Annotated in this window: 18 protein-coding genes; 5 read left to right on the top strand and 13 right to left on the bottom strand. The window is 58.9% G+C overall.

From position 1 onward, the window contains the following. Positions 1-20 precede the first annotated feature (20 nt). The 3 genes from GOW40_RS18915 to GOW40_RS18905 all read left to right on the top strand — a co-directional run bounded on the left by GOW40_RS18915 (position 21) and on the right by GOW40_RS18905 (position 3690). Entirely contained in the window at positions 21-1691 is a 1671-nt protein-coding gene (locus GOW40_RS18915; protein WP_171133372.1) for an acetolactate synthase large subunit, read from the top strand. Next, positions 1688-3073 (top strand): aldehyde dehydrogenase family protein, encoded by a 1386-nt coding sequence (locus tag GOW40_RS18910; RefSeq protein ID WP_171133374.1) that lies wholly within the window; start codon positions 1688-1690, stop codon positions 3071-3073. Before GOW40_RS18915 ends, GOW40_RS18910 begins: the two co-directional genes overlap by 4 nt. Positions 3074-3183: 110 nt before the next feature. After that, a complete protein-coding gene (locus tag GOW40_RS18905; RefSeq protein WP_171133376.1) occupies positions 3184-3690 on the top strand; it encodes an AAA family ATPase in 507 nt (168 codons plus the stop codon). 29 nt (positions 3691-3719) lie between these two features. Here the strand turns inward: GOW40_RS18905 and GOW40_RS18900 are convergent, their stop codons facing one another. Further along, entirely contained in the window at positions 3720-3956 is a 237-nt protein-coding gene (locus tag GOW40_RS18900; protein ID WP_171102003.1) for a hypothetical protein, read from the bottom strand. Between the two features lie 101 nt (positions 3957-4057). On the opposite strand from GOW40_RS18900, the gene GOW40_RS18895 reads away from it, so the two are divergent. Further along, positions 4058-5557 (top strand): deoxyribodipyrimidine photo-lyase, encoded by a 1500-nt coding sequence (locus GOW40_RS18895; protein WP_171133378.1) that lies wholly within the window; start codon positions 4058-4060, stop codon positions 5555-5557. Positions 5558-5566: 9 nt separating this feature from the next. Beyond that, positions 5567-5698, top strand: a complete 132-nt coding sequence (locus GOW40_RS18890) for a DUF2256 domain-containing protein (RefSeq protein ID WP_171102005.1) — start codon at positions 5567-5569, stop codon at positions 5696-5698. Here the strand turns inward: GOW40_RS18890 and GOW40_RS18885 are convergent, their stop codons facing one another. The 12 genes from GOW40_RS18885 to GOW40_RS18830 all read right to left on the bottom strand — a co-directional run bounded on the left by GOW40_RS18885 (position 5699) and on the right by GOW40_RS18830 (position 16978). Further along, entirely contained in the window at positions 5699-6394 is a 696-nt protein-coding gene (locus tag GOW40_RS18885; protein ID WP_171133380.1) for an RraA family protein, read from the bottom strand. Further along, positions 6391-7086, bottom strand: coding sequence for an alpha/beta fold hydrolase (locus GOW40_RS18880; RefSeq protein ID WP_171133382.1), 696 nt, complete (start codon positions 7084-7086; stop codon positions 6391-6393). The genes GOW40_RS18885 and GOW40_RS18880 overlap by 4 nt, the downstream gene beginning before the upstream one ends. Next, positions 7083-8207, bottom strand: coding sequence for a cobalamin-independent methionine synthase II family protein (locus GOW40_RS18875; protein WP_171133384.1), 1125 nt, complete (start codon positions 8205-8207; stop codon positions 7083-7085). The genes GOW40_RS18880 and GOW40_RS18875 overlap by 4 nt, the downstream gene beginning before the upstream one ends. A 10-nt stretch (positions 8208-8217) precedes the next feature. Continuing rightward, positions 8218-8820, bottom strand: coding sequence for a trans-aconitate 2-methyltransferase (locus GOW40_RS18870; RefSeq protein ID WP_171133386.1), 603 nt, complete (start codon positions 8818-8820; stop codon positions 8218-8220). Continuing rightward, on the bottom strand, positions 8817-9776 hold the full coding sequence (locus tag GOW40_RS18865) for a cupin (protein WP_171133388.1): 960 nt from the start codon (positions 9774-9776) through the stop codon (positions 8817-8819). The genes GOW40_RS18870 and GOW40_RS18865 overlap by 4 nt, the downstream gene beginning before the upstream one ends. Positions 9777-9925: 149 nt before the next feature. Then, the gene (locus GOW40_RS18860) at positions 9926-10915 is read right to left on the bottom strand and encodes an ester cyclase (protein ID WP_171133389.1); all 990 of its coding nucleotides are present in this window, start codon (positions 10913-10915) and stop codon (positions 9926-9928) included. After that, positions 10912-11955 (bottom strand): LacI family DNA-binding transcriptional regulator, encoded by a 1044-nt coding sequence (locus GOW40_RS18855; protein ID WP_171133391.1) that lies wholly within the window; start codon positions 11953-11955, stop codon positions 10912-10914. The genes GOW40_RS18860 and GOW40_RS18855 overlap by 4 nt, the downstream gene beginning before the upstream one ends. Next, positions 11955-12719, bottom strand: coding sequence for an SDR family NAD(P)-dependent oxidoreductase (locus GOW40_RS18850; RefSeq protein WP_171102013.1), 765 nt, complete (start codon positions 12717-12719; stop codon positions 11955-11957). Before GOW40_RS18850 ends, GOW40_RS18855 begins: the two co-directional genes overlap by 1 nt. After that, positions 12719-13774, bottom strand: coding sequence for an ester cyclase (locus tag GOW40_RS18845; protein ID WP_171133471.1), 1056 nt, complete (start codon positions 13772-13774; stop codon positions 12719-12721). Before GOW40_RS18845 ends, GOW40_RS18850 begins: the two co-directional genes overlap by 1 nt. Positions 13775-13823: 49 nt before the next feature. Continuing rightward, the gene (gene hisD / locus GOW40_RS18840; RefSeq protein ID WP_171133394.1) at positions 13824-15155 is read right to left on the bottom strand and encodes a histidinol dehydrogenase; all 1332 of its coding nucleotides are present in this window, start codon (positions 15153-15155) and stop codon (positions 13824-13826) included. 11 nt (positions 15156-15166) lie between these two features. After that, positions 15167-15697, bottom strand: a complete 531-nt coding sequence (locus GOW40_RS18835; RefSeq protein WP_171133396.1) for an ester cyclase — start codon at positions 15695-15697, stop codon at positions 15167-15169. A 126-nt stretch (positions 15698-15823) separates the two neighbouring features. Beyond that, entirely contained in the window at positions 15824-16978 is a 1155-nt protein-coding gene (locus GOW40_RS18830) for a carbohydrate ABC transporter permease (protein ID WP_171102016.1), read from the bottom strand.

The raw sequence follows: 16978 nt of genomic DNA, 5'->3' as shown, positions 1-16978 counted from the left end.
TCAAGAAACCGGAGGCCCAAATGGCTGACACGCAGACTTTGACCCCCACAAAAGCGTCGGACCTTTTGGTTGCCGCGCTTGAAGCTGAAGGTGTGGAATATATCTTTGCCGTTCCGGGTGAAGAAAACCTGGACGTGCTGGAATCTCTGCGGACGTCTTCGATTGAACTGGTACTGACACGGCATGAACAAGGCGCTGCCTTTATGGCCGCCACCTATGGGCGTTTGACTGGCAAGGCGGGCGTGTGCATGGCGACGCTTGGCCCGGGCGCCACCAATTTCGCCACTCCAGCGGCCTATGCGCATCTGGGCGGTATGCCTCTGATCATGATCACCGGGCAAAAACCCATCAAGAAATCCAAACAGGGCCAGTTTCAGATCGTAGACGTGGTTGGCCTGTTTGATCCGATCTGCAAAATGTCCAAACAGATCGTGCATGGCAACACGATCCCGTCGCTGATCCGCGAAGCCTTCCGCATTGCCGAAGAGGAACGCCCCGGTGCGGTTCTGCTGGAACTGCCCGAAGACATCGCAGCCGAAGAGACCGACGCAACCGTTCTGCAACCGCACCCCCGTCATTATGCGGTGGCCTCGGATGAGGTGTTGAACCAAGCCGCCGAGATGATCCGCGCGGCAAAGATGCCCCTGCTGCTGCTAGGGGCCGGTGCCAATCGCAAAGACGCGCGCTCGGCGCTCAGCGCCTTTGCCGATGCCACGCAGATCCCGTTCTTTAACACCCAGATGGGCAAAGGCGTGATCGACGAACGCTCGGACCTGTTTCTGGGGACGGCGGCGCTGTCGGATGGCGACTATCTGCATTGCGCCATCGACCGGGCGGACCTGATCATCAATGTGGGCCATGACGTGGTGGAAAAACCACCCTTCTTCATGGAAGAAGACGGCCGCCAGAAGGTGATCCATGTGAACTATAAGGCAGCGCAGGTCGATCAGGTCTATTTCCCGCAGCTTGAGGTCGTCGGCGATCTGGCGAAATCGATCACACGGCTGAATACGATTATTGGTGGCAAGGTCGAATTTGACCGCGACTATTTTGAACGCATCAAGCAAGAGACGGAAACACACACGTCCGAAGGTTCTGACGACCCACGCTTTCCGATCATCCCGCAACGGCTGGTCGCCGATACTCGCCAGGTCATGGACGATTGCGATATCATCGCGCTGGACAACGGCATCTACAAGATCTGGTACGCAAGGAATTACAAAGCCTATCAGCCCAACACCGTGTTGCTGGACAACGCATTGGCCACGATGGGGGCGGGCCTGCCCTCTGCCATGATGGCGGCCAAGCTGCATCCCAAGCGCCGGGTCATGGCCATCTGCGGAGATGGTGGCTTCATGATGAACAGCCAAGAGATTGAGACAGCTGTGCGGCTGGGTCTGAACCTTGTGGTTACCGTTCTGAATGACAGCTCTTACGGGATGATACGCTGGAAGCAGTCGCATGCAGGCTTTGATGATTGGGGGCTGGAGTTCAACAACCCCGATTTTGTCCAATACGCCAACAGCTATGGTGCCACGGGCCACCGCGTCACTAGAACCGAAGATCTTGTGCCCACATTCGAGGCCGCGTTCAACGCGGGCGGGGTGCATCTGATCGACGTGCCGGTGGATTACAGCGAAAACCAACGTGTTCTGATCGAGGAGCTTGCGGCAAAGGCCTGCCTGATATGAGCCAGACCATCGACGTCGTAAACCCCTTCAGCCTGGACCCGATTGGAACGGTTGAGACAAGTACGTGGCCTCAGATCGATCAGATGCTGGGCACGGCGCATGGTCTGTTTCGAAATCGCGATGAATGGCTGCCTGCCCATAAGCGCATTGCCATCCTGCGAAAAACCGCGCGCTTGATGGAGGCCCGGTTTGACAAGCTGGCCCATCTGATCGCCAGCGAGGGCGGCAAGCCTCTGGTCGATGCCCGGGTCGAGGTTGCGCGGGCCATCGATGGGGTCGAACTGTGCGTACATGAGATTGGCCAGATGTCGGGCAAAGAGATCCCCATGGACCTGACCGAGGCCGGGGCTGGACGCATCGCTTTTACCCAACGCGAACCCATTGGCGTCGTGGTGGCGGCCAGCGCGTTCAACCACCCGCTGAACCTGATTGTGCATCAGGTGGCACCCGCCGTGGCAACCGGCTGCCCTGTGATCGTGAAGCCCGCCATGGACACACCGCTATCGTGTCTGGAATTCGTGGCCATGTTGCACAAGGCCGGGCTGCCAACGGATTGGTGCCGCGCTGTGGTCTGCGACAATGAAACCGCGGAAAAGATGATCACCGATGCGCGGGTTGGGTTTTTCTCGTTCATCGGCTCTGCGCGGGTGGGCTGGATGCTGCGGTCAAAATTGGCCCCCGGCACGCGATGCGCCTTGGAACATGGCGGTGCCGCGCCGGTGATCGTGGCCGAAGACGCCGATATCGACGCGATGATCCCGGCGCTTTCAAAGGGCGGATTTTACCATTCGGGTCAGGTCTGTGTCTCGGTCCAGCGGGTCTTTGCGCAGGCAGGGCAAGCCGAAGTGATTGCCCAGAAGCTGGCCGAGGCGGCAGACGGCCTGACCGTCGGGGACGCGACCGACCCCAACACAGATTGTGGCCCGTTGATCCGACCGGCCGAGGTCGACCGCGTCGAGGAATGGGTGCAAGAGGCGCTGGATGGCGGTGCCAGGCTGATAACCGGTGGCAAACGGCTGGGCAAAACCACCTATGCGCCAACCGTTCTTCTGGATCCGCCTGCTGATGCCCGGGTTTCACAGATGGAGATCTTTGGCCCTGTGATCTGTGTCTACAGCTGCGGCAGCATGGATCAGGCGTTCGCAGCGGCCAACAGCCTGCCGGTTGCGTTTCAAGCAGCCGTCTTCACCAAATCGCTCGACACCGCAACGCAAGCGGTTCAGCGGCTGGACGCCACAGCGGTTATGGTCAACGACCACACCGCCTTTCGCGTCGACTGGATGCCCTTCGCCGGACGCCGGCAATCGGGCTATAACACCGGCGGGATCGGCTACACGATGCATGACATGACCCAGGACAAGATGGCGGTCATCAAGCTGTAACTGCCAAAACCCATGTGCTAGATTTCAAACAGCCTGACTGTCAGCAGTCGGGCCATTCAACTATGCAAACTCTTTTCAGACAGTAGAAGCTCGTGCAATGGCGAGGGAAAATGAAGCGCGTCATGATCGTTGGACAACCGGGCGCTGGGAAATCAACACTTGCGCGCGCCCTTGGGGAACGGACCGGATTGCCCGTTGTCCATATTGACCTGATACATTGGAAACCGGGCTGGGTTGAGCGGGACAGGGACGAAAAGACCAGGCTTTGCAACGAAGTCCACGCGCGCGAGGAATGGATATTCGAAGGCGGGCATTCGACCACATGGCCACAAAGGTTGGAGCGATGTGATAATTTGATCTGGCTGGATTTTCCGCTGCTGGTGCGGACCTGGCGCGTGTTCAAACGATCTGCGAAGGATTACGGGCGCAGCCGAATAGACCTGCCCGAAAACTGTCCGGAACAGTTCAATCTGGAATTCTATCGCTTTATCTGGCGAACCCGGAAACGGGCGCGGCAAAACATCCTGAACCTGTTCGAACACGCTCCCTCAACAAAGAGAAAGGTAAAGCTTTCAAGCACATCAGAAATTGCAGAGTTTCTGGATGAATTCCGATGACGCGGCTCCGTACCACCCTGTCAGCCAGCTTAGTTGGTCAGGCTCAGCATAATCTCGATATCCCGGCGGCTCAGATCCTTCAGCAAGTCTTTTTCGGCCGCCAACAGGCCCGTCCCGGCCTGAATATGCTGCTCCAACAGTAACGCGATCTGGCTGGTGGAGTGATAATAGAGATCCCCATGGCTACGGCTCAACTCGACCACCATCCGGTCCAACAGTTGTTTCTGGCGTTCTGACACCAGATCTTTGCGCTTGTCCTCAAGCATGGGCCCGCCCTTTTCCTTGTCTCTGGCCTTACAGATAGCGCTGGCCGCGCGCTGGCACAGGGCTAGATCATGCAGACGCAACACAGGGCGACATTCAGCGCATGCAAGTGGTCTGGTTCAAACGGGATTTACGCGTTCAGGACAATGCGGCTTTGGCACAGGCCGCGCGTCAGGGCCCGGTTCTGCCGCTTTACGTGGTCGAGCCCGCGCTGTGGCAGCAACCGGATATGTCAGCGCGGCATTGGGCGTTCATCGCCGAGACATTGGCAGAGTTGCGAGCGGATCTGGATCGCCTTGGGCAGCCCTTGATCATTCGATTTGGCGACGTGGTGCAAGTCTTGGCCGAGTTGTACGAGGCAAAGAAGCTCTCAGCCCTTTGGTCCCATGAAGAAACCGGCAACGACTGGACATTTCAGCGCGACAGGTCCGTGTCCGACTGGTGCCGCGCGAATGGTGTGCCCTGGCATGAGTTGCAAAACCATGGGGTGATCCGACGCCTGGCAAAGCGGGAGGGTTGGGCCACCCGTTGGGACAGGTTCATGGCGCAGCCGCAGGCCTTGGCCCCTTCGTTATCTGCGCTTGATTTGGGTCTTGATCGGATACCCACCCCGGGTGATCTGGGGCTTGGCCCCGACCCGTGCCCTGAACGGCAACCCGGAGGGCGACGCGCAGGGCTTGCGCTGTTGCAATCGTTCCTTGAGCAGCGCGGCAAGACGTATCAGCGCGCCATGTCGTCTCCGCTGGACGGTGCGCAGGCCTGTTCGCGCCTGTCGCCCTATCTGGCCTGGGGCGCGTTGTCGATGCGCGAGGTGTCACAAGCCACCGACCAGCGACGGCGCGGCTTGCTGCCGGGTGAAACAGCTTGGCGTAAATCGCTGCGGTCCTTCTCGGGGCGTCTGCACTGGCATTGCCATTTCATCCAAAAGCTCGAAGACGACCCGCGCATAGAATTTGAAAACCTGCACCCGGCCTATGACGGTCTGCGCCCGATCGAGCCGCACTCTGACCGGTTGCACGCTTGGGCCTACGGGCAGACGGGCTATCCGTTCCTTGATGCCTGTATGCGGTCGCTGCGGGCCACGGGATGGCTGAATTTCAGAATGCGCGCGATGGTCATGGCGACGGCCAGCTATCACCTCTGGCTTCACTGGCGCGCGCCGGGGTTGGAACTGGCACGGCTCTTTACCGATTACGAACCGGGCATCCATTGGAACCAGGTTCAGATGCAATCGGGTACAACCGGGATCAACGCGGTGCGGATCTATAACCCGGTCAAACAGGGCAAGGACCAAGACCCCACCGGTGCGTTCACGCGTCACTGGCTGCCCGAGCTGAAAGACATCGCCGATCCATACCTGCAAGAACCGTGGCTGGCCCCCAACGGGGATGCTGTGCTTGGCAAGACCTATCCTGAGCGCATCTTTGATCACGTATCGGCTGCAAAACAGGCGCGCGACCGGATCTGGGCCATTCGGCGAGATCCCGATTTCCGATCCGGCGCGGCGCGGATTCTGGCCAAACATGGCAGTCGTAAGAAGAGGCGCAGCAAGCGGACGGCGCCAGATCATCCTGCCCAGCTTAGCCTGCCATTGGGGGATTGAGCCGTGCGGATGCGCAAGAAATCCGATCTGCCGGTAAAGACCTGCGCGCGCTGCGGTCGCCCGTTCAACTGGCGCAAGAAATGGGCCCGGGTTTGGGATCAGGTGCTATATTGCTCGGACCGGTGCCGAAGGGCGCGGTGATCAGGTGCGCGCCTTTTCAAATGCGGCCCAGGCGGCCTCGAACGCGGCAAAGTCAAAGCCCGGCTGGCTGGCCGGGTCCAGAACCAGACGTTCAGTTTGCAGCAGTTTTTCGATTGCAGCCTGCAACTGATCGATCACCTCGGCAGGAACGACCACGGCGCCGTGGCGGTCGGCGTGGATCAGATCACCGGGATGTACTGCCATGCCAAAGACCTCTACGGGCGTATCGACCTCGCGCACATGCACAAAGCCATGGCTGGGACCGATGGAGCCCGCCACAACGGGAAATCCTTCGGGCATATCGCCCAAATCGCGCATCACGCCATTGGTCAAAGCCCCCGCCATACTAAAACCCTTGTGGATCGTTGTGTTGATTTCACCCCAATAGGCGCCGATGCAATCGGGATAATCCACATCTTCGATCACAGCCACCGAAGGCCCGGGCGCTTCGGCCATGTATTTGTAATAGGCCATGCGCCGCGCCTTGATGACATCCGGCGCTTCGCTGGGCGGTTGAAGCGCCGCAATCTTGGCGGTGCGGGCATAGCCCACAATCGCGGGCTCATCAGGGGCAGAGCACAGCATTGTGCCACGGGTAAAATTGCTGAACCCGCGCTTGCCCTGCGCCACTTCGATGGCGTTGCAAACGGTGGGCGTATCTACCTTGCGGAGCAGGGTCAAAAGGGACGGTGTCATTGATCCTCCAGCCAGCGGATCAGGGCCGCTGTTGTATCTTGGGGTTGTTCCAAAGTGGGCAGGTGCCCAGCACCTTCGATGATCTCAAACCGGCTCTGCGGCAGCAGATCATGCATCAATTGGTGACGTTCAATCGGGCAAAGCCCATCCTCGCGCCCGCACAGCACCAAAGCCTTGCCGGTATAGGCGCGCAGTGTTTCCCTCTGGTCCGGGCGATCCATCAGAGCCTGCGACTGGCGCAGAAAGACCTCGGGCCCTAGATCCGTGGCCATGGCCATGCACAGATCCAGTATGGCGCCCTGATTGGGACCGTCAGCCAGATAGTTCGGCTTCATCTCATCACGCATCACCTGCCGCAGTTTACCGCCCTTTACGGCAGTGATTTGCGGGATGCGCCGGGCTTTGACATTGGGCATTTCAGCCAGCGGATTGGTGTCCAGAAGGGCCAGCCGTTCGACCCGCTCGGGCGCTTGGCGCACGATCTCCATCCCGACGATACCGCCCATGGACAGGCCCGCCAGCGCAAAGTGGGGCGGTGCATTGGCCAGAATCTCCGCCGCCATATCCGCGACACTGTCGTGATCGCAAAGCGGAAAGCTCAGCACCGGCATCCGGCCCGACAAGGCGTTGATCTGGGGCGTAAACAGCCGGGCATCGCACATCATGCCCGGCAACAGGATCAAGGGGGTCATGCGGCGGCCAGTTTTGCCCCTTCGGCCAGTGCGCCCAGCTTGGCATATGCGATTTGGGGATCCACCGCGCCAAACCCGGCGAAAGTGCCAAAACCGCAATCGCTGCCTGCGACAACCCGGTCCGAGCCAACAATATCCACAAACCGCTCAATCCGTTGCGCAACCAGTTCGGGGTGCTCAACGAAATTCGTGGTCGTATCAACCACTCCGGGCACCAGAACCTTGTCGTCGGGGATCTCGCCCTTGCGGTCGCGAAACACTGTCCATTCATGGGCGTGACGCGGGTTTGAAGTTTCGAAGAGCACATAGCGGGATTTGGTGTTCATCAAGGTGGTGAACACCGTATCCATCGCGATGTCACAGCAATGCGGCCCCTCATAATTACCCCAACAGATGTGAACCCGCACCTTGTCTTGCGGCACGTTTTGCAGTGCGTAGTTCAGCGCCTCGACATGCACATCGGCGATCTTGACGAATTCGGCATCGCTGAGATCGGTAAACAGCATGTGCCGCGACAGGGCCAAATCGGGGCAGTCCAGTTGCAGATCCAACCCAGCCGCCACGATGGTTTCGTATTCCTCTTTCATCGCATCGGCCAAAGCACCCAAATAGGCCTCACGCGTTGGATAGAAATCGTTTTGCAAAAACAGCGATATAACACCCGGAGAGGCCGCGTTCATGAACCCTTTTTCAGCGCCATGCTCCGCCATCGCCGTCTTGAGATTGGCGATATCTTTCTCTAACTCGCCTTGTCCTTTTGACCGCACTTCGCCGGTGCACATCGGTCGGGCATATTGCGGCGTTCCCCCATCCTTGGCCAGCCGTTCCAGAAAGCCTGGAAACATCTTCAGATCAGCAGGCGCATTGCGCGGGCTGTCGCCGGAAAACCCGGTGTAGCGATCTTTGACATAGGTGGCGTAAGAGATCTTGGAGGTCTCGCCATCGCTGACGATATCAACCCCGGCCTCGACCTGTTTGCGCACGGTTTCAGACACCGCGCTTGTCATGCAAGCGTCAAACGCATTCATGTCATAGGGTTTTTCGTTTTCGCGGGCGAAGATGAAATCCACCACCTCTTGCGTGCGCGGCAAAGAGCCGACATGCGTTGTTGTGACCCCCATTTGGTCCTCCCTAATCTTTACGTGCCATCAGCACGGTATGGCTTTGTGTTTCAGGGTCTTGCGCCATAAACCCGGTCAACCGCAGCCCATTTTCTTCCAAACATTTCGCGTATCCGGCAGGCGAAAGCGACGCGTGATAGACCAACTCTCCACCCACTGTTCCAGTGACCTCACCGGCCCCATGCCCAACTGTCAGCATCAGAGCACCCCCCGGTTTCAGATGACGTGCCATCCGGGCAATACAGTCGGTTTGCTCATCTGCGGTCAGGTGGAAAAAGCTGTTCCACCCGATGATGCCGTCAAACTGTTGGTCCAGATCAAGGCTTCGCATATCAGCCTGCCGCCAATCGCCATCGGGCCAGCGATCACGTGCGATGGACAGCATCGCCGCAGAGAAATCGACCCCGGTGACAGTGAAACCTTCGGCCATGAACCAGCGCGCGATGGGATCGCCCGCGCCGCAGCCCAGATCCAGGACATGATCGCCCGGTGTCAGGCTGGCGGTAAAGCGCGCCAGCCAGCGCGCCTCGAACAAAGCTTTAGAGCGGCCTTTGTCATATTCGACAGCTTGCCGCTCATAGATCGCATGGGTGTCTTTTGGGTCTGCGCTCATCCTGTCCAGGTTGCTCCTGCCGGGTCGTCTGTTGCGGTGATGCGGTAGAGCCCCGCCTGCCCGGTCATCGAGGGTTGCACGGAATAAGCCTCGCCCGGCAGCACCAAAACGGTGTCGCCGGTAGATACGGTTGTCTCAAACCCATCAACCGAGACGCGCCAATGGCCGCTGGCGGGCATCAGGACGACCGGTTTATCCGTGTTTACAGGTTCGGTCACGCTGGAGCCGCGGCCCAGAAAATCGACCTCGAACCCGGGTTTGTCCTTGATCAGCGCGTTCTCACCGATCACCGGCGCGGGTCTATTGGCCGAAAGCGCCATAAGGTCCCAATACCGGGCCACATATTTGCCGACCACATCTTCAACAGGAACCTCGGGGTAATCCTTCATCTGCTCTTCGGTCAGGACAGGCATCGGGCGCACGTTATGCGGCAGCTCCTGCCCTTTCTTGCTGTCATAGAGCACACCATTGTCGCCCAGCATCAAACCGTGGGCCTGCGCATCCTCGATCACCTGCGGTGCCCAAGTCACCCCACCCCCGGCGTCATCACCACCCAGAATCGACATGATCATCCCGTAATCCTGTCCGACGTTTTCAAACCCTCGGAAAATACCAGTGGGAATGTTGAAAATGTCGCCTTCCTCGGCGATGAACTCGCCGGCGGTGCCATAGCGACCCCAGAAAAAGCGCCAGCGGCCTTTGGCTACAAAGAACACCTCAGCCGTGGTGTGGCTGTGCAATGAGTTTCGGCATTTTGGCGGCTGACCCGCTGCGCCGATGTTAAAGCCCACCTTATCGGTGATGTGGACATGCTGATCGGGGCTTTCCGACACGCCGCCACCGATAATGGTAAAGTTCTCTTTCTGATCCGACCCCGGCGTGTGGGCATCGATAAAGGCTGTTTTACAGGGCCGCAGCTCGCCATAGCGGACGATACGTTGTTCAATAGTGCTCATCTTTTTCTCCGTTCATTGGTGTGGTGCATGGGGTCAAGTCCCAGCACCCGGAGGGCGATTGTTCAGCCGTTTAGCCCGCAAAGACGCCCGGTGGCCATGCAGCCGCCGGGTTCCTTCACTGGCGTCGAGAAATCTTTGCATCCCTGGCCTCAGAGGTTTCCGGTGGCCAGCAGGACCTGTTTCCAGACCGAAGTTTCATCAAACAGGGTCCATTCCCGGCGCAGTTTGATATCGCCGCCGATCAGCTCGCCCCATTCGGCTTGGCTGATGCCCAGAACATAGAGCTCGGCCCCTGTCGGCGCGCCAAAGGCACCCCAGCCGTCATGGGTGCCGTGAAGGCTCCAACGCAGGGCGGACCGTGGCGGCATGTTCGGATCATCGCGACCGATTTGGTGATCGATGGTGAATTTGGCATTGGGCATCGCAGCACGCAACGACATCCAGAACCGGTCTGCCGCGTCCCAGCCATGGCCTGTGACACCGCCCGGATATTCCGTTTGCACCGCACGGTCATAGTGCCGCTCGACCGCGCCAAGATCAGCATTCATCATGCTTGTCAGCAGATCGGCATGGCGTTGGCCCCATTCATTGTCATTGCCCCGCCCTTTATAGGGCCCTTCAACGTCATTCGCAGGCGTCAACGGTTTGACACAAGCCTCGTGCCCGCCTTCGCGCGCAATCAGATCAGCGGCATAGTCCTTTGGGTCCCACCCCATCTGCCGCACAATGGCGCTCTGATCGCGGATCAGCCATTCATCATTGATCTTATTGTCGATCGCATGGCAATCGGCCAGAATCCGATAGCGCAGCTTGGTCCCGGTTGGCTTGCCATAAACGCCTTCGGCTAAATGGGTCGCGGTGGACAGGATACGGTGCGAACTCAGCATCCCCTCTTCCGGGGTCCCCGACCAGATCACATCCTCGCCCAGCAGTTGACGATCCGGGAATTCGGCCAGCGTCGCCATGGTTGCGCCGATGACGTTCTGGTTGCCCAGAACAACCGATCCGGGTGACCGCACGACAATATCGGCGCCGTAATAATCATGCAGCGTTGCGATGCCACGATCTTCCCAGATCTCTTTGGTGATGCCGATGATGTAATCCGGGAAATCCCGGAACTTCGGATCAAAGCCTTTCATGTTTCCGTCCTTTGCGGGGCCCAGCCCTTTGGCAACCGTGCCGAGGTACGCACGACCAGCGGGCCGTCAATCGCCACTTTGCGCGGTTTGGTTTCTTTCGGGTTCTCAATGTGGTCCAGCAGGGCCGAGACGGTTTCGGACACCATCAAGTTGGCCCGCTGGCGAATTGTTGTCAGGTTATATGCCGGCCAGCCCGCCGGGGGAACATCATCATAACCGATGACCGAGACATCTTCGGGTATCCGCAGGCCCAGTTCGAACCGGATCACATCCATCACCGCCAGCGCCATGTGGTCATTGGCGACAAACACCGCGTCCGGCCTGGCTTGTGGATCCAGATCAAACATCGCCCGCGCTGCCGCCTTGGCGTTTTCGGTGTGAAACATCCCGTCTTCCTGGGCAAACACGCTCTGCGCGGCTTCGGCCAAAGCGGCGCGAAACCCCGCCTCGCGGTCGCGCTGGGTCGAGGCACCTTGCCAGCCCGAGATATAGCCGATCCGCTCATGCCCGCCCGCCAGCAGGAACTCGGCCACTTTGCGCCCCCCCGCATAGTTATCCGAAGTGACAGTGGTGATCCCGTCGATATCCTGGCTACGGTTGAACAGCACAACCGGCACGCCCGCCTGCTGACAGCGCATGGCGATATCCGATGACATGGGGACCGAGGCCAAAACAACCCCATCCACTTGATAATCCAGAATTTCTTCCATCACATCGTCGATATTCCCAGCCGAGCGCGATGCCATGAAGATCAACACGTGATAGCCATGTTCCTGCAAACCGTTCGACAGTTTCTCAAGCGCTTCTGGGTAGAAGTAATTGTCCAGATAACCGACCACCAGACCGATGATCCGGCTTTTGCCGGACACCATGGCACGGGCCAGAACATTGGGGCGATAGCCCAGCTGACGGGCCGCCTCGCGCACTTTCTCTTCGGTCTTTTTGCTGACGGATGCACCGGGCGTAAACACACGGCTGACGGCGGATTGGCTGACGCCCGCCAATTGCGCAACCTGCAAGGATGTCACTTTCTCAGCCATCAGTCCGCCGTCCATCCCCCATCGATCAGCATCGACGTACCGGTCACCAGCGCCGACGCGTCCGAGGCCAGATAGCGCACCGCGCCCATGATATCTTCGACTTCCCCCACTCGATCCAGCTTGATCTTCTCCATGATCCAGGCCGCGCGTTCGGGGTTGTCGAAGGTGGCTTGCGTCAGCGGTGTGCGGATGAAGGTCGGGCAGACCGTGTTGATCCGAATGCCCTGCTTGCCCCATTCGATGGCCATCGCCTTCACCATCCCCTCAAGCCCATGTTTGGTGGCGCAATAAAGCGCCCGGTCCACGCCGCCCACATGACCCATCTGGCTTGAGATATGAATGATCGACCCGCGCTTGCCTGCAGCCATCAATGCCTTGGCCGCATAGGCCGACAGGAAATAAGCCGAGCGCAGGTTCACATTTGTTACTGCGTCGAAATCTTCAGCCGTGGTCTCAACCGCCGGGCTGTGGCGCGCCAACCCGGCAGAATTCACCACGATGTCAAACGCACGGCCTTCAAACATCGCTTCTAGCGCCTTCAGATTTGCTTGATCCAAAGCCAAAGCCTCAGCCGACCAGCCTTGGGCCTGTATCGCGGCCACCGTTTCCTGCAACCGATCCAGCCCGCGCGCGGCGCAGACCACATGGGCACCGGCCTCGGCCAAGGCCACGGCACATCCCTGCCCGATGCCCGAAGAGGCCCCGGTCACCAGCGCAGTCTTGCCGGTCAGCGCAAACGAAGGGGTACGCGGCAGATCCGTCATCAACTCATCCCGTCAGGCACATCGATACGACCCATGTTGCGCGCCTTGTTGAACTCTCGCAGACGGGCGAAGACATCCACGCCCAGCTGGCGATAGGCATCCAGCAGATCAACCAGAACCCAGTTTTCGCGGATCCGCCCGTTTTCAAGCCGCCAGAAATCCAAACTGCGCATGGTGATCCGCTTGCCCGAGGGCGCAATCCCCATCCAGCCATCATCAGTCACCGTCTGGATCATGTTGGGCCAGCCTGTGACAGCAGCGTATTCGCCATCCCCAAAGAAGTGATAGGTGATGTCATCCACATATTGCCCACGATCCGGCATCCCGTTCAGAAATGGGATCTGATGCCAGTTGCGAAAGCCTGCATAGCCCCGCCCCGTGCCGATCCCTGACGGGCCATACCAGTTCATACGCGGGTGCCAGAACCGCTCCATCTCCATCACTTCCGGCCCCCCTTCCGAGGGGTGTTTCTTGAGATACTCCAGCATGTTGATGATGTGCTGACAGGTCTCTTTGCCCTTGGCTGCATCATAGGGGCCAGGCACCAACCCGTCCTGTGTGGCCGGGCCCGGAATATGCCATTCGCGGCCAAGGCTGGGGGCCATGGGCCAGGCCCGCGCCTGCATCATCACCTCGGGAATGTCCCAAAGCGCCTGCATTTCGACCACCTTGCCATTTTCAAAGCGATAGAATTCGTGAAACCGCATCGTCACCTGATGACCTGTCGGAGGGATGTCCAGCCACGGGGCCAGGAAGGTTCCGGTATAATAGCCACCGCACCCAACCCAATCGGCGCCAAATTCATCGGGACCAGCCATCACGATATAATCCCGGCGTTCCAGATCAGGCCAGGCTTTCAGCAAATCGCCATAGGCCCGATCATAGAAAGCGTCAATGCCCGCGCTGTCGCCAATGGGATGGCACAAGCGAAATAGCGCGTCCGGAGTGCACAGTTCTGCCAAGGCCCGCAGCACGCCCTGTTCCGAAAAGTCATACATCGCGGCCCTGAGCGGCGCGATCAAACCCTTGTGTTCGGTATGCTTGTCCAACTTCATCTTTTCCAAAAATACTCCGAGGGAAGTCGAAGGCTGGGGGCAGAGCCCCCTATTCCGCTGCTTCCCGATACGGGGCCGCCTCGCCATAAGGTACATTGACGCCACCATAGCGCCGGACCCGCACATTGCATTGTTCGGCATGGCCGACAAAGCCTTCCAGCATACACAGGCGCGAGCCGTACTCACCGATTAGCGTCGCCGCCTCATCAGTCAGAACCTTCTGATAGCTATGGGTTTTCAGGTATTTCCCGACCCACAACCCGCCGGTATAACGTCCGGCCTTTTTGGTCGGCAGCGTGTGGTTGGTGCCGATCACCTTATCGCCGTTCGAGACATTGGTGCGCGGCCCAAGGAACAGAGCGCCATAGCAGGTCATATTGTCCAGGAACCAGTCGTCTCGGTCGGTCATCACCTGCACATGTTCCGAAGCGATGTCATCGGCGACCTGCAACATCTCGTCATAGCTGTCGCACAGGATCACCTCGCCATATTCCTCCCACGACACTTTGGCGGTGTCAGCGGTGGGCAGGATCGTCAGCAAACGGTCCACTTCGGACAATGTCTCTTCGGCCAATTTGCGCGAATTGGTCACCAGCACGCAGGGGCTGTTATAACCATGCTCGGCCTGGCCCAGCAGATCGGTTGCGCAGAGCTCGGCATCGGCGGTCACCTCATCGGCGATCACCATGGTTTCCGTGGGTCCGGCAAACAGGTCGATGCCAACACGGCCAAAGAGCTGGCGTTTGGCTTCGGCGACAAACGCGTTTCCGGGGCCAACCAGCATATGCACCGGATCGATTGTCTCGGTCCCCAGCGCCATCGCGCCAATGGCCTGAATACCACCCATGACATAGATCTCATGCGCGCCACCCAGATGCATGGCTGCGATCACCGCGGCGTTGGGCTTGCCCTGAAACGGAGGTGTGCAGGCGATGATGCGGGGAACTCCCGCGACCGAGGCGGTGGCCACGGACATGTGCGCCGAGGCCACCATTGGGAACTTGCCACCAGGCACATAGCAGCCAACGGATTGCACCGGGATATTCTTGTGCCCCAGAATGACGCCGGGCAGCGTTTCCACCTCGATATCCAACATCGAATTCCGCTGCGCCTGCGCAAAGTTGCGCACCTGTTCCTGCGCGAATTTGATATCCGCCAGTTCCCGATCCGACAATTGGGCGATCAGATCATCAATCTCTTGCTGACTCAGCCGGAACGAGGTCGGCGAATAGTTGTCAAACTTCTCGCTCAGCTCGCGCACGGCAGCATCGCCGCGCGCTTCGATGTCTTTCAGCGTCGCTTCGACCACGGCGCGGGTTTTGGCGTCATCTTCAGCCCGGTCAGCGTCAGACTTACCGCGTTTGAGATACTCGATTGCCATGTTTTCAATCCTCAGTTTTCGGGCCGAGGCGGAACTTTCTCGCCCCGGTCAAATGCTTCCCAGCCTTCGCCCTGGAACAGATCAACACCCAGCTGCGCCGCCACATGGGCGAAATCGACGTTGACCCAATTGTCGACGATCTTGCCGTCGACCACTTTCCAGAAATCCATATACCGGATCTCAACCCGCTTGCCGGTGGGGGCGATGCCCAGAAACTCACCGGAATGGGTGGCCTCTTGCCGGCCAAATGCAGCCGCCCACTCGCCCATATACAGACGCGCCTCGTCGATGCAGGTCTTATCGGAGAACGCGGCCTGAAACGGGCGTTGCCAATTGTCCTGGAATTCTTTCAAACCGGTCTTTGTTCCGCAGCCCTGATTGCCCATCCAACGAAAACCCTGGGCGAAAAACTCGCCGATATCGTCGATGCGGTGGTCGTTCAGACCATCCACCATGGTTTCAATCACGCGGCGCGTGTCTTTGGTCTTACTCAGGTCGGTATCGCGGGTCAGAACCGCCTGTTCGGGGCGCGAGCCTTTCATGTCATATCCTTTCAGGGTGCCTTGGGATGAGATTGGAAAAGAACCCTCCAATGCTCAGGAAATCCCTTGGCATCCTGTTCAGCGCCGGGTGGCGTGACATGGCGTTATGACGGGCATGATTGCTCATTACCCTTTGACCGCACCGGCGGTCAGACCGCTGACAATCTGGCGCTGGAAGATCATCACCAGGAAGAACAAAGGCGCGGTGATCGACACAGCAGCGGCCACGGCAACAACCTGATCGGTTGTGGTGGTTTCGCGGTTGAACATACCCACGATGGCCGGAACCATCGTCTGGTTCTGTGCATCCAACAGCAGCGAAGTGACCAGCAGATCGTTATAGGCCAGCAGGAAGCTGAACAGACCTGTGGTAATCACGCCCGGCCACATCACCGGCATGATCACACGCCGGAAGGCTTGAAAATGATTGCACCCGTCCACACGCGCGGCCTCGTCCAGTTCCGCAGGGATGTTCTGGAAGAACGAGCGCAGCATCCAAATGGTAAAGGGTTGGTTGATGGCCACAAGCACCGCGATCACCGCAAAGGGTTTGCCATAGAGCGTGGGTGCATTGTCGCCAAGGATCGGGCTGAGCCATTCGGCCGAGTTGATGAAGACCGGCAAATATCCCGCCACCAACACCGAATGCGGCAGGGCGCGGAAGATCAGCGCGATGATCAGGATCCAGAACGCCAAGGTCGAGCCAGAGCGTGCCAGACCATAGCCTGCCAAGGTTCCGACGGTCAGCGACACGGTGACAACACCGGCGGTGACGATCAGAGAGTTCCGGAAGTTGCTGGAAAACCCGCGATCTACCCAGACGGTTTTATAATGCTCGGTCGTCAGCCCCAACACATCACGCCCCAGCGGCCCAAACAGAGGGTTCAGCACGTTCAACACTGCAGGCAGAACGACAAAGAAGACCACAAGAAACCCGATCAGCAGCGCCAGAACGCCAATGATCCAACCAAACCAATGCTGACCAGGTTTGGTGTAGGACAAAACCATCGACGGTAGCTTTTTGGTTGCGACAATCACAGTGCCCCAAATCACGACAATGCCCAGGATTATGTCCAGAACCGAAAGCCCGTTCCCTGTTGCCAGCGTGGCAGGGCCCATAATCACATTGAGCGCGTTGCTGTCATAGGCATCCACCGGTGACTTGAAACTCATCACCACGATCCAGACGATCGGGAAAGCCGCCACCAGGCACCAGAAGGCGAGGAAGATATTCGAGGTCAGCCGCAGGCTGAGCGGTTGGCGAAGCGCGCGCGAGGACAT

It is taken from the genome of Ruegeria sp. HKCCA6707, from assembly GCF_013033515.1.
GTDB lineage: Bacteria > Pseudomonadota > Alphaproteobacteria > Rhodobacterales > Rhodobacteraceae > Ruegeria.
Note: the sequence above shows the minus strand (reverse complement) of the source record. Positions and strands in the feature narration are given on the sequence as shown.